24 protein-coding genes are annotated in these 23,966 nt (G+C 54.7%); 18 read left to right on the forward strand and 6 right to left on the reverse strand.

What is annotated here, in order from left to right:
- The first annotated feature begins 221 nt into the window (after positions 1-221).
- The 5 genes from IB237_RS00395 to IB237_RS00415 all read left to right on the forward strand — a co-directional run bounded on the left by IB237_RS00395 (position 222) and on the right by IB237_RS00415 (position 3,322).
- Positions 222-785: a NifU family protein gene (locus tag IB237_RS00395; RefSeq protein WP_192486651.1), complete on the forward strand. Its 564-nt coding sequence runs from the start codon at positions 222-224 to the stop codon at positions 783-785.
- Between the two features lie 17 nt (positions 786-802).
- Positions 803-1,471 carry a tRNA (adenosine(37)-N6)-threonylcarbamoyltransferase complex dimerization subunit type 1 TsaB gene (gene tsaB / locus IB237_RS00400; protein ID WP_192486652.1) on the forward strand — a complete coding sequence of 223 codons (669 nt, stop codon included), beginning with the start codon at positions 803-805 and terminating at the stop codon, positions 1,469-1,471.
- A 40-nt stretch (positions 1,472-1,511) separates the two neighbouring features.
- Entirely contained in the window at positions 1,512-2,006 is a 495-nt protein-coding gene (gene rimI, locus IB237_RS00405) for a ribosomal protein S18-alanine N-acetyltransferase (protein WP_192486653.1), read from the forward strand.
- Between the two features lie 72 nt (positions 2,007-2,078).
- Positions 2,079-2,507, forward strand: coding sequence for a Fur family transcriptional regulator (locus IB237_RS00410; protein WP_192486654.1), 429 nt, complete (start codon positions 2,079-2,081; stop codon positions 2,505-2,507).
- A 23-nt stretch (positions 2,508-2,530) separates the two neighbouring features.
- Positions 2,531-3,322, forward strand: a complete 792-nt coding sequence (locus tag IB237_RS00415) for a 1-acyl-sn-glycerol-3-phosphate acyltransferase (protein ID WP_192487800.1) — start codon at positions 2,531-2,533, stop codon at positions 3,320-3,322.
- 3 nt (positions 3,323-3,325) lie between these two features.
- Here the strand turns inward: IB237_RS00415 and IB237_RS00420 are convergent, their stop codons facing one another.
- On the reverse strand, positions 3,326-4,453 hold the full coding sequence (locus IB237_RS00420) for a helix-turn-helix transcriptional regulator (RefSeq protein WP_192486655.1): 1,128 nt from the start codon (positions 4,451-4,453) through the stop codon (positions 3,326-3,328).
- A 223-nt stretch (positions 4,454-4,676) separates the two neighbouring features.
- Between IB237_RS00420 and miaB the strand changes: the two genes are divergently transcribed.
- The 8 genes from miaB (at position 4,677) to trmB (ending at position 13,608) form a co-directional block, all read left to right on the forward strand.
- Positions 4,677-6,080 (forward strand): tRNA (N6-isopentenyl adenosine(37)-C2)-methylthiotransferase MiaB, encoded by a 1,404-nt coding sequence (gene miaB, locus IB237_RS00425; protein ID WP_192486656.1) that lies wholly within the window; start codon positions 4,677-4,679, stop codon positions 6,078-6,080.
- 38 nt (positions 6,081-6,118) lie between these two features.
- Positions 6,119-7,174 (forward strand): PhoH family protein, encoded by a 1,056-nt coding sequence (locus tag IB237_RS00430; protein ID WP_192486657.1) that lies wholly within the window; start codon positions 6,119-6,121, stop codon positions 7,172-7,174.
- Between the two features lie 30 nt (positions 7,175-7,204).
- Positions 7,205-7,714, forward strand: coding sequence for an rRNA maturation RNase YbeY (gene ybeY / locus IB237_RS00435; RefSeq protein ID WP_192486658.1), 510 nt, complete (start codon positions 7,205-7,207; stop codon positions 7,712-7,714).
- 15 nt (positions 7,715-7,729) lie between these two features.
- Entirely contained in the window at positions 7,730-8,863 is a 1,134-nt protein-coding gene (locus IB237_RS00440; protein ID WP_192486659.1) for a hemolysin family protein, read from the forward strand.
- Between the two features lie 336 nt (positions 8,864-9,199).
- On the forward strand, positions 9,200-10,789 hold the full coding sequence (gene lnt, locus IB237_RS00445) for an apolipoprotein N-acyltransferase (RefSeq protein ID WP_192486660.1): 1,590 nt from the start codon (positions 9,200-9,202) through the stop codon (positions 10,787-10,789).
- A 244-nt stretch (positions 10,790-11,033) separates the two neighbouring features.
- The gene (locus tag IB237_RS00450; RefSeq protein WP_192486661.1) at positions 11,034-11,450 is read left to right on the forward strand and encodes a helix-turn-helix domain-containing protein; all 417 of its coding nucleotides are present in this window, start codon (positions 11,034-11,036) and stop codon (positions 11,448-11,450) included.
- 206 nt (positions 11,451-11,656) lie between these two features.
- A complete protein-coding gene (metK, locus tag IB237_RS00455) occupies positions 11,657-12,895 on the forward strand; it encodes a methionine adenosyltransferase (RefSeq protein WP_192486662.1) in 1,239 nt (412 codons plus the stop codon).
- 8 nt (positions 12,896-12,903) lie between these two features.
- The gene (gene trmB / locus IB237_RS00460; protein ID WP_192486663.1) at positions 12,904-13,608 is read left to right on the forward strand and encodes a tRNA (guanosine(46)-N7)-methyltransferase TrmB; all 705 of its coding nucleotides are present in this window, start codon (positions 12,904-12,906) and stop codon (positions 13,606-13,608) included.
- Positions 13,609-13,694: 86 nt separating this feature from the next.
- On the opposite strand, the gene IB237_RS00465 is transcribed toward trmB, so the two are convergent.
- Both IB237_RS00465 and IB237_RS00470 read right to left on the reverse strand, forming a co-directional pair.
- The gene (locus IB237_RS00465; protein WP_192486664.1) at positions 13,695-14,594 is read right to left on the reverse strand and encodes a ribokinase; all 900 of its coding nucleotides are present in this window, start codon (positions 14,592-14,594) and stop codon (positions 13,695-13,697) included.
- Between the two features lie 45 nt (positions 14,595-14,639).
- Complete coding sequence (locus IB237_RS00470; RefSeq protein WP_192486665.1) at positions 14,640-15,830, reverse strand: DNA recombination protein RmuC; 1,191 nt, start codon at positions 15,828-15,830, stop codon at positions 14,640-14,642.
- Positions 15,831-16,025: 195 nt separating this feature from the next.
- On the opposite strand from IB237_RS00470, the gene IB237_RS00475 reads away from it, so the two are divergent.
- From IB237_RS00475 to truA, 4 genes are all read left to right on the forward strand, one after another.
- Entirely contained in the window at positions 16,026-17,534 is a 1,509-nt protein-coding gene (locus tag IB237_RS00475; RefSeq protein ID WP_192486666.1) for a globin-coupled sensor protein, read from the forward strand.
- A gap of 95 nt (positions 17,535-17,629) precedes the next feature.
- On the forward strand, positions 17,630-18,142 hold the full coding sequence (gene def, locus IB237_RS00480) for a peptide deformylase (RefSeq protein ID WP_192486667.1): 513 nt from the start codon (positions 17,630-17,632) through the stop codon (positions 18,140-18,142).
- A gap of 66 nt (positions 18,143-18,208) precedes the next feature.
- Positions 18,209-19,144: a methionyl-tRNA formyltransferase gene (fmt, locus tag IB237_RS00485; protein WP_192486668.1), complete on the forward strand. Its 936-nt coding sequence runs from the start codon at positions 18,209-18,211 to the stop codon at positions 19,142-19,144.
- Positions 19,144-19,950, forward strand: coding sequence for a tRNA pseudouridine(38-40) synthase TruA (truA, locus tag IB237_RS00490; protein WP_192486669.1), 807 nt, complete (start codon positions 19,144-19,146; stop codon positions 19,948-19,950). Before fmt ends, truA begins: the two co-directional genes overlap by 1 nt.
- 30 nt (positions 19,951-19,980) lie before the next feature.
- On the opposite strand, the gene IB237_RS00495 is transcribed toward truA, so the two are convergent.
- Genes IB237_RS00495 through dapD form a run of 3 tightly spaced genes read right to left on the reverse strand, consistent with a single transcriptional unit; the run spans position 19,981 to position 22,627 of the window.
- Entirely contained in the window at positions 19,981-20,577 is a 597-nt protein-coding gene (locus tag IB237_RS00495) for a hypothetical protein (protein WP_192486670.1), read from the reverse strand.
- Positions 20,564-21,757 (reverse strand): succinyl-diaminopimelate desuccinylase, encoded by a 1,194-nt coding sequence (gene dapE / locus IB237_RS00500; protein WP_192486671.1) that lies wholly within the window; start codon positions 21,755-21,757, stop codon positions 20,564-20,566. Before dapE ends, IB237_RS00495 begins: the two co-directional genes overlap by 14 nt.
- A 15-nt stretch (positions 21,758-21,772) precedes the next feature.
- On the reverse strand, positions 21,773-22,627 hold the full coding sequence (gene dapD / locus IB237_RS00505) for a 2,3,4,5-tetrahydropyridine-2,6-dicarboxylate N-succinyltransferase (RefSeq protein WP_192486672.1): 855 nt from the start codon (positions 22,625-22,627) through the stop codon (positions 21,773-21,775).
- A 227-nt stretch (positions 22,628-22,854) separates the two neighbouring features.
- On the opposite strand from dapD, the gene IB237_RS00510 reads away from it, so the two are divergent.
- Complete coding sequence (locus IB237_RS00510; RefSeq protein ID WP_192486673.1) at positions 22,855-23,724, forward strand: LOG family protein; 870 nt, start codon at positions 22,855-22,857, stop codon at positions 23,722-23,724.
- Positions 23,725-23,966 lie beyond the last annotated feature (242 nt).

Consider the following 23,966-nt stretch of genomic DNA (forward strand, 5'->3'; position numbering starts at 1 on the left):
CCGCCAAGTGGCAAGGCGCGTGCGATAAAACAAACAGCGTAAGCACGATCTATTGGCCATGTGCGGCTCAACATGCTTTAAGCGCGCAAATTGACTTTCTTTGCCGAAAGCCCATTTGTTGAATGTAATTGTCATGTCCGGGCTTGAAGAATGAGCCCGTCCGGCGTATTTTTGAACTATTCTAAATTCAGGGGCGCCGATCGCTCCGAAGGAGACATGTGATGTTCATTCAGACCGAAGCCACTCCAAATCCGGCTACGCTGAAGTTTCTTCCCGGACGCGTTGTGCTGGAAACCGGCACGGCAGAATTCCTGAACGCAGAGCAGGCGCAGGCGTCTCCGCTCGCACAGACCCTGTTTGAAATTCCAAGTGTAACCGGCGTGTATTTCGGTTTCGATTTCATCACCGTGACCAAGGAAGGTGCTGAATGGCACCATCTGAAGCCTGCGATCCTGGGCTCGATCATGGAACATTTCATGTCGGGTCGTCCGATTCTGGGTGAAGCACGCACTGCCGAGTTTTCTGACGAAGAAGACGAGTTCTTCGATGAAGGCGATGAAACCATCGTTGCTACAATCAAGGAACTGCTGGACAGCCGCGTTCGTCCTGCAGTGGCGCAGGATGGCGGCGACATCACCTTCCGTGGTTTCCGGGACGGCACCGTGTTCCTGAACATGAAGGGCGCATGCTCGGGCTGCCCATCCTCGACCGCAACATTGAAACACGGCGTTCAGAACTTGCTCAAGCACTTCGTTCCTGAAGTGCAGGCTGTAGAATCCGTTTAATACAAAGGCAAAATGGCATGATCGTTCTGGCGCTTGATACATCGGGAGGCGACTGCGCCGCCTGTGTTTATGACAGCGCCAGCGATGCCGTCCTTGGCAGAGTGTGTGAAACCATCGGCAAAGGCCACGCCGAGCGGTTGATGGGAATTGTCGATAAGGCACTTGAAGCAGCCAATCTTGACCTGAAAGCCGTGCAGCGGATTGCTGTCACTATTGGTCCTGGTTCCTTCACGGGCATTCGTGTCGGTGTTTCAGCCGCGCGTGGTTTTGCCTTGTCGCTTGGCATTGAGGCTGTCGGCCTAACTACGCTTGAGGTGATGGCCAAGGATTGGCAGGACCAGCACGGACAGAAACCTGTCACAATCGCGTTGGATGCGCGTCGTGGCGAGGTTTATATCCAGTCCTTTGCGGCGGATGGTTCGTCTGTCACGAATGCAGAACTGCTGCCTCTGGATGATGCGATTTCCCTGTTCTCACGCCTTGGGGGTGAGGTTTTCGGGTCGGGTGCATTTCTTCTGAATGGCGAAGCCAATGCCGTTGAGCCTGACCGGTTCGAAATTACCGCCGTCGCACGCCTTGGTGCTGCCAAGCCGCAAGGCGGACCTCGCCCGGCTCCGCTCTACCTGCGTGGCCCTGATGCCAGACCTCAAACGGGATTTGCGCTGGAACGACGTGCCCATGCCTGATAATCGGGCATAATATGTATTTATGCGGTGATTCCCTGCGATGATCGATCAGTATTTGACACTAAAGCCACAGTTCGAAATTGTACCTTTGGTACAAGACGATAGCCATGCCATAGCCGAACTGCACAAGCTGCGGTTCTCGCGGCCGTGGAGTGAAGACGAGTTTGGCAATCTTCTCGTGCAATCCAATTGCTATGGCTTCGTAGCACGCCAGACCAACGCGTTTTTCAGCAAACCACTGTCCGGTTTTGTGCTGGCCCGCGAGGCAGGTGGCGAAGCAGAAATTCTGACGATAGCAGTGCAGGAAAAATTGGGCCGTGCGGGTCTTGGCTGGCGTCTGATGCAGGCGGCGGTGCGTGAGGCCGCAGGCCGTGGCGCCGATTCTATGTTCCTCGAAGTTGATACCAGCAATGCCGCAGGTCTTGGGCTTTACCGCAAGCTGGGCTTCCAGCAGGTCGCGGAACGCAAGGCCTATTATACAGCCCCCGACGGTACACAGTCGACGGCGCTTGTCATGCGGCGCGATCTTCGCTAGTTGCGTTTATGACCATTTTCTATATCCCGCCTTCTTCGTGAGGGCGGGGCGTTGATATGAAGGCCTTACAACGTGACAGATCTGAACAAAACGCTCGAAGAGCTATGCGCCGAACGTGGCATGCGCATGACCGATCAGCGTCGGGTCATTGCCCGCGTGTTACAAGAATCGGAAGATCATCCTGATGTGGAAGAGCTGTATCGACGATCGTCTGAGGTTGATCCACGCATTTCCATCTCGACCGTTTATCGTACTGTAAAGCTTTTCGAAGATGCCGGGATCATCGAACGTCATGATTTTCGTGATGGTCGCTCTCGTTACGAAACCGTACCAGAAGAACATCACGATCATCTGATCGATCTCAAGAACGGCGTTGTGATTGAATTCCGCTCTGCAGAAATCGAGGCACTGCAGGAAAAGATTGCTCGCGAGCACGGGTTCAAACTGGTGGACCACCGTCTTGAGCTTTATGGTGTTCCGCTAAAACCTGAAGATTACTGAACGGTGCGAGTAGTCACGTCATGATGCTGTGGCTGCGGATTATCTATCTCGTTTTCGCTCTGACGTTGTTGACCCTACTTATGCTGCCATTTCAGCTTTTGGGCCTAGCATTTGATCTGAAGATACGACGCTGGCTACCGCGATTCTGGCATCGTGTTGCCTGCCACACCCTTGGCCTGAAAATCACCGTCCATGGAACACCGGATAAAAACCGCCCGTTGATGCTGGCGGTTAATCATGCCTCCTGGAAGGACATCATGATCCTTGGCAGTATTACCGATGTGGTTTTTATCGCCAAGACTGAGGTGCGAGACTGGCCGGTTTTCGGCATGTTGGCACGTTTACAGAAAAGCATTTTTGTCACCCGTGAGCAGAAACGCAGCACGGGCACGCAGGTGAACGAGATCGCCGAAAGGATGGCGGGCGGCGAGGTTGTTGTATTGTTTCCAGAGGGAACGACATCGGACGGCAACCGACTTCTTGAGGTAAAGTCATCGCTGTTTGGCGCCGCATCCACCGCCGTGGAGCAAGTGCCGGGTGGCATTGTCTATGTGCAGCCGGTGGCAATAGCCTATACCGGTGTTCATGGAATGGCTATGGGACGTTACCACCGTCCGCTCGTTGCATGGCCTGGATCTCTAACCCTTTTGCCGCATCTGGTGGGCGTCTTGAGATCAGGCGCGCTCGAAGTTGACGTCACGTTTGGCGATAGCGTCGCTTTCAAGCGCGGTGACAACCGTAAACATCTGGCGGTCAGTGTTACAGCTGCGATCCGCCGCATGTTGCAGCAAAGCCTTCGTGGTTATTGGCGGTAGTCGCTACACTTCGGAAAGCACTGCGTTTGTGTTCGACAGTTGCGGTTGAATGGCCGCAAGGCTGCCAGCGGCGCGTACAAAATCGATCTGGCGCGCAAAACCGGTCTTTTGCAGCAGGTGTTTGACGTGTGTGCGCACTGTCTCCTTGGCGGTCCCTGTCTGCGAAGCGATTTTCTCCAAGCTTTTTCCTTCGGAAAGCTGGGCTGCAATTCGTGCTTCAGTGGGTGACAGATCATAAAGACCTTTCAACCACTCCGCATTCAGGGTGATGTCCCCGATGGGACGAGCCAGAATAAGCAATGTTCCGCCAGCCCCGATGATATCCTGCGCCTGCATGCACGCCGGAATAACATGCAAAATTCCAGTCGGGAGACTGTTTGCCGCACGAACGGCAATCGAACGAACCGAACGCTGCTGCACAATAGTTCCTTCAAGCGCCTGCCGTAAAAGGCCATCCGCGCGTTTGTCGTAAAGGGCCAAACGGCCGAAGGCTGCCGGAAGGAACATCTGGCCTGCCAGCCCATCAAACGCGGCATTGGTGGCGATGACCTTTGAATTACGGGACAGAACTGCAGCCGGAATGCCAAGCAATTGCAGCGTGGCCATTGCGGTCATCGTTTGTTTCATTTTCAATCGGCCAGCGAGGGCCACGGCTCGTCCGAGGTGGGGACGAATAGTGTTGAGTAAATCAAGCTCTGGACCTGCGAAACGACCCTCTGCAAACCGCCGATCGACCGAAAACACGGCGATGTCGTCGCCAGAGCCTTTTATGACTGTCGCGGCAGTAAATGCGATGTCTCTTGGCAACAGAAAGTCACGAAAAATCGCCAGGCTCTGTATTTCGTCTTCTTCGAAAAAGTCTTTGTCCACGACAAATGCAGGGTAGCTCTTTTCGAGGAGACGCTGAAGACGCACGTTCCGGTCCGCCCACCCGCCGGCAATATACTCTTCCATGATGGTTTTAGTCGCCTCGGGTGCATCCCAGGTCAATTGTCCGTCGGTCAGAATAAACAGCGAACCGCCACGTCCTTTGACCTGATCTGACAGGCCGTCGATAACAGAAGGCCAAAGTTCTGGAAGAAGCCCTGCAGCATAGATTTGACTGACAATATCGTGGTGAATTTCACTCATGTAAAACTGTAGTGTTTGAGATCAATACTTCAACATAGCTTTCAAGCTTATATAAGCAGTAAAAATCACAAGAATTACAGACGGAAAATCGCAAAAATTTAGCAATTATCAATTGGCATTAGTCTGTCGACGCGGCTGCGCTTAGCAGGCGCTTTAAAGACGAAAATAGCCTGCGGCATATTTTTCTGTTTAATATGGTCCTGAAAATGACTAGGTAACCGCCATGACACAGCAAACGACAGCAATCGCCGAAACAGATCAATCGCTCAGTGACGGTAGCAACAGCCGCAAGGTTTTCATCAAGACTTACGGCTGTCAGATGAATGCCTATGATTCCGTTCGCATGAGCGATGCTCTTGCGAAGGACGGTTATGTGCCCACAGAGGACATGGCTGAGGCTGATCTCGTTTTGCTCAATACCTGTCATATCCGCGAGAAGGCCGCTGAAAAGGTCTACTCCGCGCTTGGCCGCCTGCGTGACATGAAGAAGTCGCGTCAGGAAGAGGGCCGCGAATTCATGATTGGCGTCGCCGGCTGTGTCGCACAGGCTGAAGGCGAAGAAATTTTGCGTCGTGCACCTGCCGTTGACGTGGTGATTGGCCCGCAGACCTATCATCGCCTGCCGGCCGCCCTGAAAAGAGTGCGCGATGGCGAGCGTGTGATCGAGACCGATTACGCGGTTGAAGATAAATTTGAACATCTGCCTGTCGCCGATAAGGCGAAGATCCGCACGCGTGGTGTCACCGCGTTCCTGACCGTTCAGGAAGGTTGCGACAAATTCTGTACTTTCTGCGTGGTGCCTTACACCCGTGGTTCTGAAGTATCGCGCCCGGTTTCGCAGATCGTTGACGAGGCCATGAAGCTGGTTGACGGTGGTGTTCGCGAGTTGACGCTGCTTGGCCAGAACGTCAATGCGTGGAAGGGAACCGGCCCCAAGGGTGAAGAGTGGGGCTTGGCACAGCTTCTTTACCGTCTGGCGGAAATCCCTGGTTTGGCGCGTCTTCGTTACACGACCAGCCATCCGCGCGACATGGATGACTGTCTTATCGATGCGCACAGCAATCTGCGCATCCTCATGCCTTACCTTCACTTGCCGGTACAGTCCGGCTCGGACCGCATTCTCAAAGCCATGAACCGTCGCCACACCGGCGCGGAGTATGTACGGCTGATCGAGCGCATTCGTGGCGCACGTCCCGACATCGCCATGTCCGGTGATTTTATCGTTGGTTTCCCCGGCGAGACGGATGCGGACTTCGAAGACACGTTGAAGATTGTCGAAACCGTTAGATATGCACAGGCTTTTTCGTTTAAATATTCCACACGTCCGGGAACGCCGGGAGCGGATTTGACGGATCAGGTTGCGGAAGACGTAAAGTCGGAACGCCTTGAAAGACTTCAGAATTTGCTTCTGAAACAGCAGAATGAATTTGCCGCGTCGCTCGTTGGCAAGACCATGGATATCCTGCTGGAGAAGCCGGGACGCATGCCGGGACAGCTTATTGGCCGTTCTCCATGGCTTCAGTCTGTGAATCTTGATGCAAAACCATCGCAAATCGGTGACATTGTAAATGTACGAATCACCGCGACGGGTCCAAACAGCTTGTTTGCCGAGGTGGCAGAGCGTTAAGATGGAGCCGGAGCTTACTGGGACGGGAGCCTGACCGCTTGAACGCACACGAATTGGTATCACCTTCATCGCGCCAGCCACGTTCAGCCGCGATCGACGCCAATCACTTCGTCCTCACGTTCGAGAATAACAGGATCGCTGGGGAGCTGTTTGGGCAGTACGATCAGAATCTGAAATTGCTGGAACAGCGCCTCAATATCGACGCGAGGCCGCGAGGCAATTCGGTTGCCATTACCGGCGATGTTGTGGCCACCAATCAGGCCCGCCGTGTGCTTGATCTACTGTATGAGAGCCTGCTGAAAGGCCGCTCTGTTGAACTTTCTGACGTTGAAGGCGTAATCCGAATGGTCCTAGCTGCTGACGACCAACTGACACTGCCGACGATGGAGGGCAAGGTTAAGCTTTCCATGGCGCAGATTTCCACTCGAAAAAAGACTATTTCTGCCCGCACGCCGACGCAGGATGTCTACATGCGGGCGCTGGAGCAGTCCGAACTGGTTTTCGGCGTTGGTCCAGCCGGTACCGGTAAGACCTATCTGGCGGTTGCCCATGCGGCACAGCTGCTTGAGCGTGGTGCGGTGGACCGCATCATTCTGTCGCGCCCGGCCGTTGAAGCGGGTGAACGTCTTGGCTTTCTTCCTGGCGACATGAAGGAAAAAGTCGATCCCTACCTACGCCCGCTCTATGACGCGCTTTACGACATGATGCCGGGTGACAAGGTGGAACGTGCCATCCAGGCCGGCGTGATCGAAATCGCTCCGCTCGCCTTCATGCGTGGCCGTACGCTTGCCAACGCTGCCGTCATTCTCGACGAGGCGCAAAACACCACATCAATGCAGATGAAGATGTTCCTGACGCGCCTTGGTGAAAACGGCCGCATGATTGTGACCGGTGACCCGAGCCAGGTCGACTTGCCACGCGGGGTGAAGTCTGGCCTTGTTGAGGCGCTGCAGATTTTGAACGGCGTGGAAGGTGTTTCCGTGGTCCGCTTCAAGGATGTGGACGTTGTGCGTCATCCGATGGTTGCCCGTATTGTGCGTGCATACGAGGCGCAGACAGCGGTTCCGGATGAAAGTCTGAACACGGACAGATAAAATCTGGACACGAAAAAGCGAAATACTGAAATGACAGAACTGGATATCCAGATCAGCGTCGAAGACGATGCCTGGCCCTCAGAAGACGTTTTACTCGCGCTTTGTGAAAAGGTGCTGGGCGCTGCCGCCCAGTTTCTTGCAAAGGAAGAGAAACAGCCCTTCCCGAAAATGGCTCCGGAGATTTCTCTCGTCTTTACCAACGACGCCGAAATCCGCGAAATCAACGCCGAATGGCGGGATAAGGACAAGGCAACCAATGTCCTTTCCTTCCCGGCTTTTCCGCTTGAACCGGGCGGTATGCCGGGTCCAATGCTTGGCGATATCGTCATTGCGCGAGAAACGGTAGAGCGCGAAGCTGTTGATTTGGAAAAGACTTTTGATGATCATCTGACACATCTTATGGTGCATGGATTTCTGCATCTGTTCGGGTATGATCATATGGAAACCGAGGAAGCGGAAGAAATGGAGTTGCTTGAGACTCGCATTTTGGCTTCGCTTGGACTATCTGATCCCTATGCGGGACAGGATCCGCTGTCATAATTATAGTCTGGAGCCATGAACGAACATTCGACAAGACCCTCTGAGCAGGGCAAGGAAACGGGAGAGCAGTCCTCATCGGAAGAGGGCAGTAGTCCGTTACGACAGGACTCGATACAGAAAACCAAAGGGACACTCTGGTCCCGCCTCTCACGCCTTTTGAGGCCGCTGCAAGGTGAACGCCTGCGTGAGGACCTGGCTGATGCGCTGATGACCGATGCGGATGTCGCCACAGCCTTTGCGCCCGAAGAACGGGCAATGCTCAACAATATCTTACGTTTTCGCGAAGTGCGCGTCGAAGACATCATGATCCCGCGAACGGATATTGATGCCATCGACCAGACCATGACAATCGGGGAAGCCATGATCCTTTTTGAGGAAACTGGGCGTTCGCGTATGCCGGTCTACCTTGAAACCCTCGATGATGCCCGCGGCATGATCCACATTCGCGATTTGCTCGCCTATATCGGCAAGCAGGCGCGCAACAAACGTCGGGTCGGTACGCGGCCAGCACAGGCTGAGGGTGTGAAGGCGCCAAAGACGCCACGCGCTGATTTTGATCTCGCCCGTGTTGATCTCACAAAGACGGTGCAGGAAGCAGGCCTTGTCCGCAAAATCCTGTTCGTGCCGTCCTCCATGCTGGCGGCCAATCTGTTGCAGAGCATGCAGCAGCAGCGCACGCAGCTTGCTCTTGTCATCGACGAATATGGTGGCGCCGACGGTCTTGTCAGCCACGAAGACATCGTCGAAATGGTTGTCGGTGATATCGACGACGAACATGACAATGAAGAGGCCATGTTCACCCGTCTTGCGGATGGTGCTGTTGTGGCGGATGCCCGTGCGGAACTTTCTGAGTTGCAACAGGCAATCGGTCCCGACTTCGACGTGGCAGAACATCTGGAAGAAGTGGATACGCTTGGCGGCCTAATCTTCTTCCTGCTCGGTCGTATCCCGGTTGCCGGTGAAACCGTTCATGCCGTTGCTGGCTTCGAGTTTGAAATTCTCGATGCCGACAGTCGTCGCGTAAAACGTGTTCGCATCACGCGGCACGATGCAAGCGGAGAAGACAATGACGGCGATAAGCCAATCGCTGCGCTGATCGCTGCATCCTCCCTTTCGCGTCAGGCTTCCGGACAAGCGGAAACGCCATAAATTTTGGACAGGCGACGTCAACTGATTGCACGGTCGTCGCCTGTTTTGTCGCCCCATGTAAACCGTGTCGGTTTTGCAGTGTGACTGCCAGAAATGCTGCCTATACTGCGCCGAAACCATATTATGTCCGCAGGGCAACAGACCATTTTAGAAATTCAATATTGGTGTCTACCGGATATATTTGTGCCTCTGACGCCAATTGGTTTATCTGGCAAGACACAGCGTATTTGATTCGATCACACCCATTCCGATGTGACGGATAAAATGCAACATCGAAGGCTCGCAGGATTTCGGTCGGGGCATCCTGCTTATTCTAGTCAACGGAATGGAGACCACATGGAGCGGCTTGCAGGTAGGGTCATGCTCATGGGGGGCTTTAGCCGAGCTGTTCTGGCCATCGCAGCCGGCGCTTTCGGCGCTCTGGCGCTTCCACCTGTCGGCTTTTTTGCAGCCCTGTTTATCTCCTTCACGCTGCTTGTTTGGCTGATGGACGGTTCCGTCGGTTCTGCCAGCGGTGGTGGTACCAGCCGCTGGTGGTCATCGGTGCGGATCGGCTGGCTGTTCGGTTTTGGTTATTTTGTCGCTGGCCTGTGGTGGCTTGGTAATGCGCTTCTACTCGAAGCGGATGAATTCGCCTGGGCTCTACCTTTGGCGATCCTCGGCCTGCCAGCCGTTCTTGCGCTGTTTTATGGCCTTGCGACGGGCCTTGCCCATATCTTCTGGTCAGAAGGTTTTGGGCGTATCGCTGCACTGGCGGCCGCCTTCGGCCTTGCCGAATGGTTGAGAAGTTTTGTTGCCACCGGTTTTCCCTGGAACGCCATCGGTTACGGTGCCATGCCCATTCCGATCATGATGCAGTCGTCGCATGCCATCGGCCTTTTCGGGGTCAGCATGTTGGCGGTCTTCGTGTTTTCCGCACCCGCATTGTTGGGTACACGACGCGGAGCGGTGCCAGGAATTGCTATAGCCGTCCTGCTTGTCGCCGCGCATCTGGGGTATGGTGCATATCGCATTCATACCGCGCCTGCGCGAACAGAAGACGGCCTGACAGTTCGTATCGTCCAGCCTGCCATCGACCAATCGCGCAAGCTTGAAAACACCGACAGGGCGGCAATTTTTGAAGAACATCTTAGCCTGACGGCAATGCCGGCTGCAGCCGGTAAAAAACGGCCCGACATTATCATCTGGCCTGAAACTTCCGTACCGTTCATTTTGACTCAGAACCCGGATGCACTGGTCAGAATTGCCGATGTACTGGAAGACGGCCAGATTCTTTTGACAGGAGCTGTGCGGTTCGAAGAAGCTGCACCGGGAATGCCTCCACGCTACTATAATTCCATCTACATGATTGATAGTCAGGGCCAGATTCTAGGAGCAGTTGACAAGGTGCATCTGGTGCCATTCGGCGAATATGTGCCGTTTGAGAATATCCTCACCCGATTTGGCATCGAGAATATCGTCAAACTTCCTGGCGGTTTCTCTGCGGCAGCAAATCGTAGTGTGCTGACGTTGCCGAGTGGCCAAAGCCTCTATCCGTTGATCTGTTACGAAGCCATTTTCCCGAATGAATTGGCCAATGGATTGGCGGGCGCTTCCCTGCTTCTCAACATCACGAATGACGGCTGGTTTGGCCAGACACCAGGGCCGTCACAGCACTTTTTGCAGGCTCGTTTACGGGCGGTCGAAAACGGCGTCAGCATGATTCGTGCTGCAAATAACGGTATTTCGGCTGTAATTGACCCAATGGGACAAATTGTCGCAGGTCTTGCGGGCGGTCAAAAAGGAATTTTTGACGCTACCCTGAGTAGTGCTGATCTTCAATCTGTACGTCAGGGTGTTCGCCAGGATCACTTTTGGTTGATCTTTGGAGTACTGCTTATAATAGCAATAGTTTCGCGCTTTGGTTTAGTTTTTAAGGAGAATTGACCAAAATTCCCTAAAAAGGCATAGTGATATTGCATATAGCTACAACGCAGATGGTATATGGTGGGGAACTTTGGGTCTACCGTTTCGTTGAAGATGTCGCTGGCAGCTTGTTCCATGCTTCGGATGACATGTTTTTGACGTGTTTAAGATGCGGAAAATGCTGCGGCAATGCGAAGTACCCGCAGTGACCAGTTAGGCTGGTCATTTTGCAATTACGCAACGTATCGATGTCAGGACATTGACTATGACCGAGAATAAAAAGAAGCCAAATCCCATCGACATTCATGTTGGTAGCCGGATCAGATTGCGCCGAACAATGCTTGGTATGAGCCAGGAAAAGTTGGGTGAGAGTCTCGGTATCACCTTTCAGCAGATTCAGAAGTACGAAAAAGGTACCAACCGCGTTGGCGCCAGCCGTCTTCAGAACATCGCTGGTATCCTCAATGTACCTGTTTCCTTTTTCTTCGAAGACGCGCCGGGCGATCAGCCAGGTTCGGCGACTGGCGCAGAAGCGTCCAGCTCGAACTACGTTGTTGATTTTCTGTCCTCCTCAGAAGGTCTGCAGCTGAACCGCGCTTTCGTGAAGATTTCTGATCCGAAGGTTCGTCGTCGTATCGTGGATCTGGTCAAGGCGCTCTCCGCTGAGGGCGAGGCCGAGTAAGCATTCGACAAACCGTGATTGGTTCATGATTGCCGCCGTGATTGAAAGATCGCGGTGGCTTTTTGCTGTCTACAGTTTGGTGGAGTTTCGCGGCAAAATTCGACAGAATTGCTGACATAAAGATATATTTATGTCGTTGTGTCCTTGTTTTTTTGACGTGAAATGACTAACACACGCAGAGGCCATTTCTTTGAGGGGAATCCCGTATGCGTGCCAACTACCTTTTCACCAGCGAGTCCGTGGCCGAAGGTCATCCGGATAAGGTGTGTGATCGTATTTCGGATGAAATCGTCGATCTCGTTTATCGTGAAGCTGTAAAGTGCAAAGTCGACCCTTGGGGCGTTCGTATCGCATGCGAAACCCTGGCCACGACAAATCGGGTGGTTATCGCTGGTGAAGTTCGCCTGCCGCCAAGCCTGATGAAGAAGGATAAAGACGGTAACGACGTTATCAATCCTGCCAAGTTCAAGGCCGCTGCACGCCGCGCCATCAAAGACATTGGTTACGAGCAGGATGGCTTTCACTGGAAGACCGCCAAGATTGACGTGCTGTTGCACTCGCAGTCCGCTGACATCGCACAGGGCGTGGACAATGCTGCCGACAAGCAGGGCGATGAAGGTGCTGGCGACCAGGGTATCATGTTCGGTTACGCCTGCCGCGAAACACCGGAACTGATGCCGGCTCCAATCTATTATTCGCACCTGATCCTGCAGTTGCTGGCGACAGCCCGTAAAAAGGGTGATGGCGACGCTGCAAAACTCGGCCCGGATGCCAAGAGCCAGGTGACAGTCCGGTACGTAGACGGCAAACCTGCCGAGGTTGCTTCGATCGTTCTGTCTACCCAGCACCTCGATGAAAGCTGGGACTCCAAGAAGGTACGTTCCGTCGTCGAACCTTACATTCGCGAAGCGCTCGGTACGTTGAAGATCGCTGACGATTGCCAGTGGTACATCAACCCGACCGGTAAATTTGTTATCGGTGGCCCGGATGGCGATGCTGGCCTGACCGGCCGCAAAATCATCGTGGACACCTATGGTGGTGCAGCACCTCACGGCGGCGGTGCATTCTCCGGCAAGGACACCACCAAGGTTGACCGTTCAGCTGCTTATGCGGCGCGCTACATCGCCAAGAACGTTGTTGCAGCCGGCCTCTCCGACAAGTGCACGATCCAGCTTTCCTACGCAATCGGCATTGCCCAGCCTCTTTCGGTCTATGTCGATCTGCATGGCACCGGCAAGGTCACGGAAGATCAGGTTGAGGCGGGTATCCGCAAGGTTATCGACCTGTCCCCAACCGGTATTCGTCGCCACCTTGACCTGAACAAGCCTATTTATGCTAAGACCGCGTCCTATGGACATTTCGGACGCAAGTCCGGACGTGACGGTTCGTTCTCCTGGGAGAAGCTTGATTTGGTCAAGCCGCTCAAGGAAGCATTGAAGGCTTAAAGCAAGGTATGACAGACGATAGCGAGCGGCGCGCACGCGCAACCGAAGCATTTTTCGGCAGACGCAAGGGTAAACCCCTGCGTGACCGGCAAAGCGATGATATCGCAACATTGTTGCCGGAACTGAAAATAGACCTCAATGCTGCGCCGCCCGCATCGCTTGTTTCGCTGTACCCAAACGCAGTCGGCCGGCTGCGGTTGGAAATCGGCTTTGGTGGCGGTGAGCATCTGGTTCACCGCGCGCAGGAAGAACCAACGACCGGCTTCATCGGCGTTGAACCATTCGTAAACTCGATGGCAAAACTGCTCCGGCAGGTTGGCGACCGCGGCATTGAAAATATCCGCCTTTATGATGACGATGCTACCCAGCTTCTCGACTGGTTGCCAGAGGCCTCGATCGATCAGATTGATCTGCTTTATGCGGATCCATGGCCGAAGAAAAAGCACTGGAAACGTCGCTTTGTCTCTGCAGTTAATCTCAGCCGCTTCCACCGTGTGTTGAAGCCGGCCGGAACTTTCTGTTTCGCATCCGATATCGACACCTATGTGAACTGGACGCTGACCCATTGTCGCGACCATGGCGGCTTTGAATGGACCGCAAAGTCTGCTGAGGACTGGAAGACCCCTTACGCCGGATGGCCAGGAACCCGGTATGAGGCAAAGGCCAAACGTGAGGGCCGAACATCCGCCTATCTGACGTTTATTCGCGTCTGAGTGATCTCGTTCAAATTGAATTCAATGAAAAAGCCGGGTTTTGACCCGGCTTTTTCATTTTAACCCTATGCGCGAGCAATTTGTCCTCAGACCTGCTGATCGACCTCGCTGGCCAGCGGAATAGACGGCTGGGCTCCATGTTTGGTGCAAGCCAGCGATCCGGCTGCGGCTGCACGCTTCAGCGCCGTCGCAAAATCCAGACCGTTGTCGAGGCTGGCTGCCAGATAACCGCAGAATGTATCGCCGGCCCCCACCGTATCAACCGGCTCGATCTTCAGACCGGCAGCCTTGTGCAGCTGGCCATCCCGCATGGCGACAACGCCATCAGCACCCAGCGTTATGATGATGGTTTGGCCGGTACGAGCATGCATATCCTGCATGGCCTGTTGGCGCTCTTCGCCGGAAATGCCCTGCTTGCCAATCAGCAGTTCAAACTCGGTTTCATTGGCGATGATGATGTCGGCCAATGCAGAAATGCGTGCAGCGTCTTTCGTCAATGGTGCCGTATTGATGATGCTGGTGACGCCCTTCTGTTTGGCGCCAGCCAAGGCAGCTTCAATGGCCTCGACGGGAATTTCAAATTGCAGCATCAGGATATCGCCGGACGTCATGCCGTCGAGCGCCTTGCTCGCATCGTCAGGCGTGATCGTACCGTTTGCCGCAGGAATGACGGCAATCATGTTTTCTCCGCCTTCGCCGACCAGAATGACAGCTGTGCCGGTCGCGCCTGGCGAGGTCTTGACGGTGGCAAGGTCAACACCGGCTTCATTGAGAAGTTCCAGTGCAGAGCCTGCAAAGGTGTCATCGCCTGCAGCGCCGGCCATGCGGACATTTGCTCCGGCCCGTCTGGCTGCCAGCGCCTGATTGGCACCCTTGCCGCCTGCTGCCGTTGCAAAGGTTTGCCCGGTTACGGTTTCACCCGGTTTGGGCAGGCGTTGTGCCGTGGCAACGAGGTCCATGTTGATGGAGCCGAATACAGTAATCATGATATGTCCATTTGATGTTCAATGGCGGCGACTTTGCCGACAGGGTCACTCGTCGTCAACCACCCGGAACTTGAGGCTGCCTATTCGGCTCTCCAATGATTGTGGAGAAGGCGCTTGAGGCTGCTCCGGTGTATCGCCGCCAAAATCCAGAGCTTCGATCTTGTTGCCGCGCTTGGTCAACTTGTCTGCGGAGGTCATGATCAGGTCCACATCCTTCTGTGCGGCCAGAAAATGCCCTTGCAGTTTGCGGGTCCGATCGTCCAGCCGGTTCAGATCATCCATCAAAAGCGCGACCTCGCCTTGAATGAGATGTGCCTGCTCGCGCATGCGCTGGTCTTTCAGCACGGACTGGATAACCTGTACCGACAGCATCAGCAGCGATGGTGAAACGATAACAACCCGCATGCGGTGTGCTTTTTGCACAATGGCTTCGAAATGCTGGTGAATATCGGCAAAAATCGATTCCGATGGCACGAACAGGAACGCCGTATCCTGTGTTTCACCTGCCAGCAGGTATTTTTCCGCGATATCGCGGATATGCACTTCCATGTCACGCCGGAATTGCTGGGCCGCAAGCTTGCGCACTTCAGGGGAAGTTTCCTCGCGCATGGAATTCCAGGCTTCCAGCGGAAACTTGGCATCGATGACCAGCGGGGGGGCGTTGTTCGGCATTCGCACCGTACAGTCGGGGCGGGAACCATTCGACAGTGTCGGTTGCAACGCATAGGCATTGGAAGGCATGGCGTCGGCAATGATCGTTTCCATGCGCGCCTGTCCAAAAGCACCCCGCGTCTGCTTGTTGGACAGAATGGCTTGGAGGCCAACAACGTCACGCGCCAGGGTCTGGATATTGCTTTGCGCGGCATCGATCACTGCAAGCCGTTCCTGAAGCTTGCTGAGATTGTCGTGTGTCGATTTTGTCTGTTCGGTCAGCGTGGCACCAAGTCGTTGCGACATGCCGTCGAGCCGCTGATTAAGGTGCTGGCTCATTTCAGACTGCTTGTTGGAAAGTGTTTCCGTCAGTGCCGAGATACGCCCATGCAACTCTGCCTGCGTGCGCAACAGCGTGCTCACTTCGCCGCGGGCATCGTCGTTGCGCCTTGAAAACCGCATTGATACGAACAGCGGCAGCGCAATGGAAAGCAGCAGCAAACAAATGATGATTGCGCCTGCCGAAACCTGCATGCCGCCAATGGTCAGGATCGTAATGCCGAGTGCGGGAAAATCGATGCTCATGGCCGAACTTACCCGGATTCAGTTTGATTCGGAAGATCAAAACAAGAACACGCACCAGTGTCCGCTTTATGTCTGGTATAAAAGAATTCTAAATTTAGCAAATTCGAAAGGAATGTTGGTGTAACCAAGGATTAACCATGTTTCCGGACGGGTTTAGCCGGGATCGTGGCCTTATCGGGGTTAAGGGGACCGTGCATGACAAACAACGACAGCAAACAGGTGCTCGCCAAGCGGCTCGATTTTATTGGTCTGGACACTGAGGCGCGCAAGAGGCTGAAAGATCTTGAGCCGGTGATTGCAGGTAATGTCGGATCTGCGCTCGATACGTTCTACACTAAGGTGCGGTCGACGCCCGAGACGGCGGCATTTTTCCGCAACGAAAATCACATTCAGGGTGCGAAAAAACGTCAGGTCGAGCATTGGGGTGTTGTTGGTGCCGCAGCCTATGATGAAAAATACGTTGAAGGCGTGCAGGCGGTTGGCCAGGCGCATGCCCGTATCGGTCTTGAACCCCGCTGGTACATGGGTGGTTACGCTCTGCTGATGGAACAACTGATCCATGCGGTTGTCAAAGAGCGTTGGCCATCCCGATTTGGCAAACGCAAGTCCAAGGGACTGGCAGAGGACGTTTCGGCAATCGTCAAGGCTTCGGTGCTGGATATGGACTATTCCATTTCCATCTACCTCGAAATTCTTGACGCACAGCGCAAGCAACTCGAAGAAGAGCGCCAGCGCAATCTGCGTGAACAGCAACAGGCGCTTGCGTCACTCACTAAACTTCTGTCTGCTCTTTCCAAGGGGGACCTGGAGACGCGTCTGACAGAAAAATTGCCTGATAATTTCGAAAAGATCGGCAATGACTATAATGTCTCGGTTGAAACCCTGAATGACACCATCGCGGCGGTGCGTCACACGGCAGAAGAAATTCTGAATGTCGCCACCAGTATTGCCAATGCGACGGAAAATCTTTCGCAGCGTACAGAGCAGCAGGCGGCGGGCCTGGAAGAAAGCACCGCTGCACTGCACGAATTGACCCAAAGTGTGGCAGTCACGGCAAATGGTGCACAGAAGGCTGCCTCAGCCGTCGGCGCAGCTCTGAGTGATGCACAAACCTCTGGCGAGGTGGTGACCAGCGCTGTCAAGGCGATGGGAGATATCGCCCATTCCTCCAACGAAATTTCTAAAATCATCGGTGTGATTGATGAGATTGCGTTCCAGACAAACCTGCTTGCGCTGAATGCCGGGGTTGAAGCTGCTCGGGCCGGTGAGGCGGGACGCGGATTTGCTGTGGTGGCGCAGGAGGTGCGTGAACTGGCGCAACGCTGTGCCAACGCCGCGAGAGAAATCAAAGCCCTGATCTCCCAGAGCACCAGTCAGGTGCAGTCCGGCGTCGGCCTGGTCAACAATGCCGGTGATGCCCTGCGCATGATCACCGACAGGATTGGTGACATTGATCGCATCGTATCCCAAATTGCAACGGCTGCGGAAGATCAGTCAGGCGGCTTACGCGAAGTGAACTCCGCCATCGGCGCCATGGACACCATCACCCAGCAAAATGCTGCGATGGTTGAGCAAACATCAGCGGAAACCGTCACGCTTCGTCACCAGGTCGAGCAGCTTGTCGGTGCACTCAACAAGTTCAAAACGAGAGACACACATCGCCAGTCCAATGCGGGTTGGGAAACCGCGCGCCGGGCGGGCTGAGCTTCTCGGCTGACTGCTTAAGACATGATTTATCGTGGTGAGACGATGATGTGTTTTTTCATTTCCTCTGGCAATCAGATGGGTTATGGGAAGCCATGACCATCAAACCACTTATCATTCTTCCAGATCCCTTGCTGAGACAGGTTTCAACACCAGTCGAACAGGTTGATTCACAAATCATCCAGCTTGCCGATGACATGCTGGAAACCATGTATGATGCGCCCGGTATTGGCCTTGCTGCCATCCAGATCGGCGTCGCTCGCCGTATGCTGGTGATCGACGTGTCCCGTGAGGATGAAGAAAAAGCGCCGATTGTTTTCATCAATCCGGAAATCGTCAAAACCACCGATGATCTGTCGACCTACGAGGAAGGCTGCCTTTCCATTCCCGATTATTATGCGGAAGTGGAACGCCCTGCCGGATTGACGGTCAATTACGTCGACCGCACTGGTAAGCAGCAGACCCTTGAAGCAGATGGTCTGCTCGCAACCTGCCTGCAGCATGAAATTGACCATTTGAACGGCGTGCTGTTCATCGACCACATTTCGCGCCTGAAGCGCGATATGGTCATCAAGAAATTCACCAAGATCGCCAAGGCGAAAGCCTGATCCTGCCTGTGCCGGTCATTCAACCGGCAAGGTTTTTTCCGGGCCGCAAAACTCAGGGAGGCGTCCGTGTCTCTTCGCATCATCTTTATGGGAACACCGGAATTTTCGGTGGCAACCTTGCGGGCTCTCGTGGAGGCTGGCCATCAGGTGGTGGCCGTTTACAGCCAGCCACCGCGTCCCGGTGGGCGGCGTGGTCTGGACCTTCAAAAATCCCCTGTGCATCAGGCTGCTGAATTGCTCGGCATTCCGGTTTTCACTCCCGTGAATTTTAAGGCCGAGGAAGACCGGCAACAATTCCGCTCGTTCGACGCGGATGTAGCTGTGGTGGTTGCCTATGGGCTGTTGTTGCCGGAAGCCATTCTGACCGGAACCCGGCTTGGCTGCTACAATGGACATGCCTCGCTTCTTCCGCGCTGGCGTGGCGCTGCACCTATTCAGCGTGCCATCATGGCCGGTGATAAGGAAACAGGCATGATGGTGATGAAAATGGACAAGGGGCTGGACACCGGCCCTGTTGCCTTGACAGTCAAGGTGCCGATTGGCGAAAACATCACGGCCGGGCAGCTGCATGACGCGCTGATGTTTGCCGGTGCACGCGCGATGGCGCAGGCTATGAACAAGCTGGAAGCCGACGACTTGCCGTTGCAAAAGCAGGCACAGGATGGCGTTCTCTATGCATCCAAGATCGACAAGGCTGAGGCGCGTATCGATTTTGCACGGCCGGCCCGTGATGTGCATAACCACATCCGCGGCCTGGCGCCTTTTCCGGGTGCCTGGTTTGAAACCGAAATTTCCGGCAAGCTGGAACGCGTAAAGGTTCTGGAAACAACAGTTGAAAACGGCAATGGCATTGCCGGCACGGCACTGGACAATCAGTTGCTGGTTGCCTGTGCAGAGGGGGCAATCCGTCTTCAGCGTCTGCAGAAGGCTGGAGGCAAACCGCTTGCCGCAGCCGATTTCCTGCGCGGTACGGCGTTGCCTGAAGGCACGAGGCTGATCTGATGCCACGTTACCGTATGACCGTTGAATATGACGGCACGGCCTTTGTCGGCTGGCAAAGGCAGCAAAATGATCGTTCCGTTCAGTCTGCCATTGAAGACGCTATTCTGTCTTTAACGGGAGAAACCGTGTCGATCCGTGGCTCTGGCCGTACCGATTCTGGCGTCCATGCCATGGGACAGGTCATTCATGCGGATCTATTACGGGAATGGGAGCCCTATAAGCTCAGAAATGCCTTGAACGCCCATATTGCCATGGCTGGCGACATGGTCTCCATATTAGATGTCATGTCGGTAACCGAAGATTTTGACGCGCGTTTTTCGGCGGTTCGTCGGCATTATCTGTACCGTATCATATCGCGCAAATCGCGGCTTGCGCTGGAGCATAAACGCGCTTGGTGGGTGTCGAAGGATCTCGACCATGACGCCATGCATGCGGCGGCCCAGACGCTCGTCGGTCGACATGACTTTACGACATTCCGGTCTACACACTGTCAGGCCAACAGCCCGGTGCGCACACTTGACCGGCTGGATGTGACGCGGAACGGTAACATCATCGAGATTCGCGCCTCGGCACAGAGCTTTCTGCACAACCAGATACGGTCTTTCGCCGGGACCTTGAAGCTGGCAGGTGAGGGCACCATGACCCCGCAGGATGTACGCGCGGCCCTTGAGGCGCGGGACAGAAAAGCCTGTGGGCCGGTGGCGCCGCCCGAAGGGCTGTATTTCATGCAGGTGGATTATCCTGACGTTATTCTGCCGCGAAAAAATCGTGCGGAAATAACCAGTGACGGCGACGATTTATCATAACCACGCCTTTTGGCGCATCCCGCGACACGCTTATCCGGGGTAGACACCCAGAAAGCGCTGCAGCACTTCCGATAGCAACATGCCGGGAATAAGCAGGGTCATGACAGCCGTGGAAACCAGCAGTGGCTGTTTACCGAGGATGAGGCTAAGGATGCGCGAAAACGTCCAGACCAGCGTCAACAGCAGCGCAAACCACAACAGCGCTACAAAGCCCTGCATGCCCGGCACCACCACAGCAATCAGCACCAGTGCGGCAGAAGCATAGGCAAAAGGCAGGTTCAGCCAGTTGACGACGGTGACCACGGCGGGAAACTTGCCGCGCACATCGGACATCAACATCAAGCCGCCAATCAATACGAGCGGAACGACCCAGCAAATAGCTTCTACCAGTGCCAGTCTGAGGTAATAGGAAGGGCCGGACATACTCTCCAGAACCTGCTCGACCTTGAAGGCGCGCTGCCACCAGAACCAGGACAGCAAAAGTGCAGGCAGGCTCCATATCGCCGAAAAGAACGAACGCATCATGCCGCGATCCGTAAGGTCGAGATAACTCTGACCTTTCGGATCGCCACAGAACATCAGCCAGAGGCCATGCAGGTAAGAGCGCACTTCGCTAATCGGCGGCATTGGCAAACCAGCGTTCGATAAAGGTTTCGTAGATATGGGTCAGCGTTTCCAGATCGGCAACCGCCACCCGCTCGTCGACCATATGCATGGTCTGACCGACCAGACCGAATTCCACCACAGGGCAGTAATCCTTGATGAAACGGGCATCCGACGTGCCGCCGGTCGTGGAAAGTTTTGGCTCGTTGCCAGTCACTTCGGCAACTGCACCGGAAAGCGACGATATCAGTGCGTTGTTGCGGGTCAGGAAGACGTGGCTTGGACGGTCAGCCCAAACGATATCGTATTTGGCAGGTGTTCTGTCTGGGCGCAGCGCGCCATTGGCCGCTGCGGCATCCAGACGACGTACGATTTCAGCCTTTACGCTGTCGGCGGTCCAAGTGTCGTTGAAACGAATGTTGAACGACGCGGTTGCCTTGGCCGGAATGACGTTGGTCGCCGGGTTGCCGGTATCGATTGTGGTGACTTCCAGATTGGACGGCTGGAAATTCTCCGTGCCGTGGTCGAATGGCGGGTCCATCAGAGCATGCGTCAACTGCAAAAGACCGCGCAGCGGATTGTCGGCCAGATGCGGATAGGCAGCGTGACCCTGAACACCATGTACGGCGACACGGCCGGACAGCGATCCGCGACGACCGATCTTGATCATGTCGCCGAGCCTGTCAGGATTGGTTGGTTCACCTACCAGGCAGGCATCCCAGGTTTCACCCTTAGCTGCCGCCCATTCCAAAAGTTTGGAGGTGCCGTTGATGGACGGACCTTCCTCGTCACCGGTGATCAGGAAAGAAACTGAGCCCTTTGGAGCGCCGTTCTTTTCGATATAACGGGCAATCGCCGCCGCAAAGCAGGCAATGCCGCCCTTCATGTCCACCGCACCGCGTCCATACATTTCACCACCGGCAATTTCGGCGGAAAAAGGCGGATGGCTCCATGCAGCTTCATCACCTACCGGCACAACGTCGGTATGACCCGCAAACATCAGGTGCGGGCCATTGGTGCCAATACGGGCGTAAAGGTTTTCCACGTCCGGCGTTCCCGCCTCCGTCGCTGTCATGCGCTCCACTTGGAAACCAAGTGGTGTCAGCAAGTTGTCGAGCAATGACAGCGCGCCGCCTTCTGCCGGTGTCACGGACGGGCAACGGATAAGGGCGGCGAGATTGGAAACGGGATCGGTTACGGGCATGTCTTGCACTTTCACTCAGTCACGCAGCAGTTCATTGATGCCGGTCTTGGAACGGGTCTTTTCATCGACGCGCTTCACGATAACAGCACAGTACAGGCTTGGGCCCGGCTCACCGTTCGGGAACGGCTTGCCTGGCATCGTGCCGGAGACCACGACCGAATATGGCGGAATTTCACCATAGGTGATTTCGCCGGTGGCACGGTCAACGATGCGAGTGGACTTGCCGATGTAAACGCCCATACCAAGCACGGCGCCTTCACGCACGATGCAGCCTTCAACCACTTCGGAACGTGCGCCGATGAAGCAATTGTCCTCGATGATGGTCGGGCCGGCCTGCAGCGGCTCCAGAACGCCACCGATACCAACGCCGCCGGACAGGTGAACATTCTTGCCGATCTGCGCACAGGAGCCGACGGTTGCCCATGTGTCGACCATGGTGCCTTCATCGACATAAGCGCCGAGGTTGACGAAGGACGGCATCAGCACGACATTCTTGGCCACATAGGCAGAGTGGCGCACGACAGCGTTTGGAACAGCGCGGAAACCCGCTTCACGAAACTGGCTTTCCCCCCAGTTTTCGAACTTGGATGGTACCTTGTCCCACCAGACGGAAGCACCCGGACCACCCTTGATAATGCCCATGTCATTGAGGCGGAAAGACAAAAGCACGGCCTTCTTCAGCCACTGGTTGACTTTCCAAGAACCGTCGGCCTGCTTTTCAGCAACACGCGCTTTGCCACCATCCAGAAGATTGAGGGAGGTTTCGACCGCATCACGAATTTCACCGCGTGTCGAAATCGTAACGGTGTCGCGATTGTCGAATGCGGTTTCAATGATGCGCTCAAGCGAAGCGAGATCGGTGCTGCTCATGAGAATTCCTTAAACTTCGTTGACTATCGTTGCAGACGGGAGAGCCCGGGCAATGTTCGGAAATGCTCTACAGCATTGGTCCGGGAATCGGAATGAATTTTTGATCTGTCGGGCAGATGGCTTCAAAAAAACGGAATGGACTTTACCATGTGTGGTGACATGCAGGGTGATCGCTGATTTGAGAATGGCGTCAACGCTGTTGGCGTGAGTGAAGGAAAGGCAATGCAATGGCAAAAGTGAAGAACGGCAAGCTGCATCGGAAGGACGGTGTTTGGGATCCTTTGAAAAGCAGTTCGACGGATCGTGATCAGGCGGAAGTCATTCCGAAAACCGCACAATCGGCGTCACCGTCCTACCGTCTTGCCTTTGTCGACACGGATTTCCTGTGCCGTGAAGAATTGCGCCCCGTCCGCCTGCAGCTTGAGCTCCTCAAGACAGAAATGGTGCTGACTGAGCGCGGCATCAAATCTACCGTTGTGATGTTTGGTGGTGCCCGAATTCCGGCACCTGGCATGCCCGCCTGGGCTGCCAAGAATGATGTCCAGAAGACCAATCTTGAAGCGGCGTCTGTCTATTACGATGAAGCCCGTAAATTTGCTCGCCTGTGCGCCGAAGAGGCCGCAAAATACGATCATCGTGAATATGTCGTGGTCACAGGCGGTGGTCCGGGCGTCATGGAAGCCGGCAATCGTGGCGCTTCGGAAGTTGGCGCACCATCGATTGGTCTGAACATTCTGTTGCCGCATGAGCAGGCACCCAATGAATATGTCACACCGGATTTGAGCTTCAACTTCCACTATTTCGCCATCCGCAAGATGCACTTCCTGATGCGCGCCAAGGCCGTGGTTATTTTTCCCGGCGGTTTCGGCACGCTGGACGAACTGTTCGAATGCGTGACTTTGATCCAGACCAAGCGCATGGCCCGTATTCCGGTTGTACTGTTTGGCGAGAAGTTCTGGCATTCAATCATCAACTTCCAGGGTCTGGCCGATTTCGGCACGATTGCTCCGGAAGATATGGAATTGCTGCATTTTGCCGAAACGGCAGAACGGGCATGGGATATCGTGGCGTCGTTTTATGAGCCGGATACAGTTTAACTTTTGCCAGTTACTTGATGAGTGAAAGTACAACCCAAGGATAAATGGTCTCCATCTAAGGATGTGGGCCGTTTATTTTTTTTTGGGCTTCGGACTCTATTTATAATAATTTTAGGAAACATCGAATAAATTGCAATTGTCGAGATTAATGCGACCCGTCTGCACTGAACAGACCCTCCATGATGGAGACATCCCCCATTCGTTACCCATTGTGCCGGTTTGCCAAAACTCGCGCGTTTTAT

The organism is Agrobacterium sp. AGB01 (genome assembly GCF_014851585.1).
In the GTDB taxonomy this organism is placed as follows: domain Bacteria; phylum Pseudomonadota; class Alphaproteobacteria; order Rhizobiales; family Rhizobiaceae; genus Agrobacterium.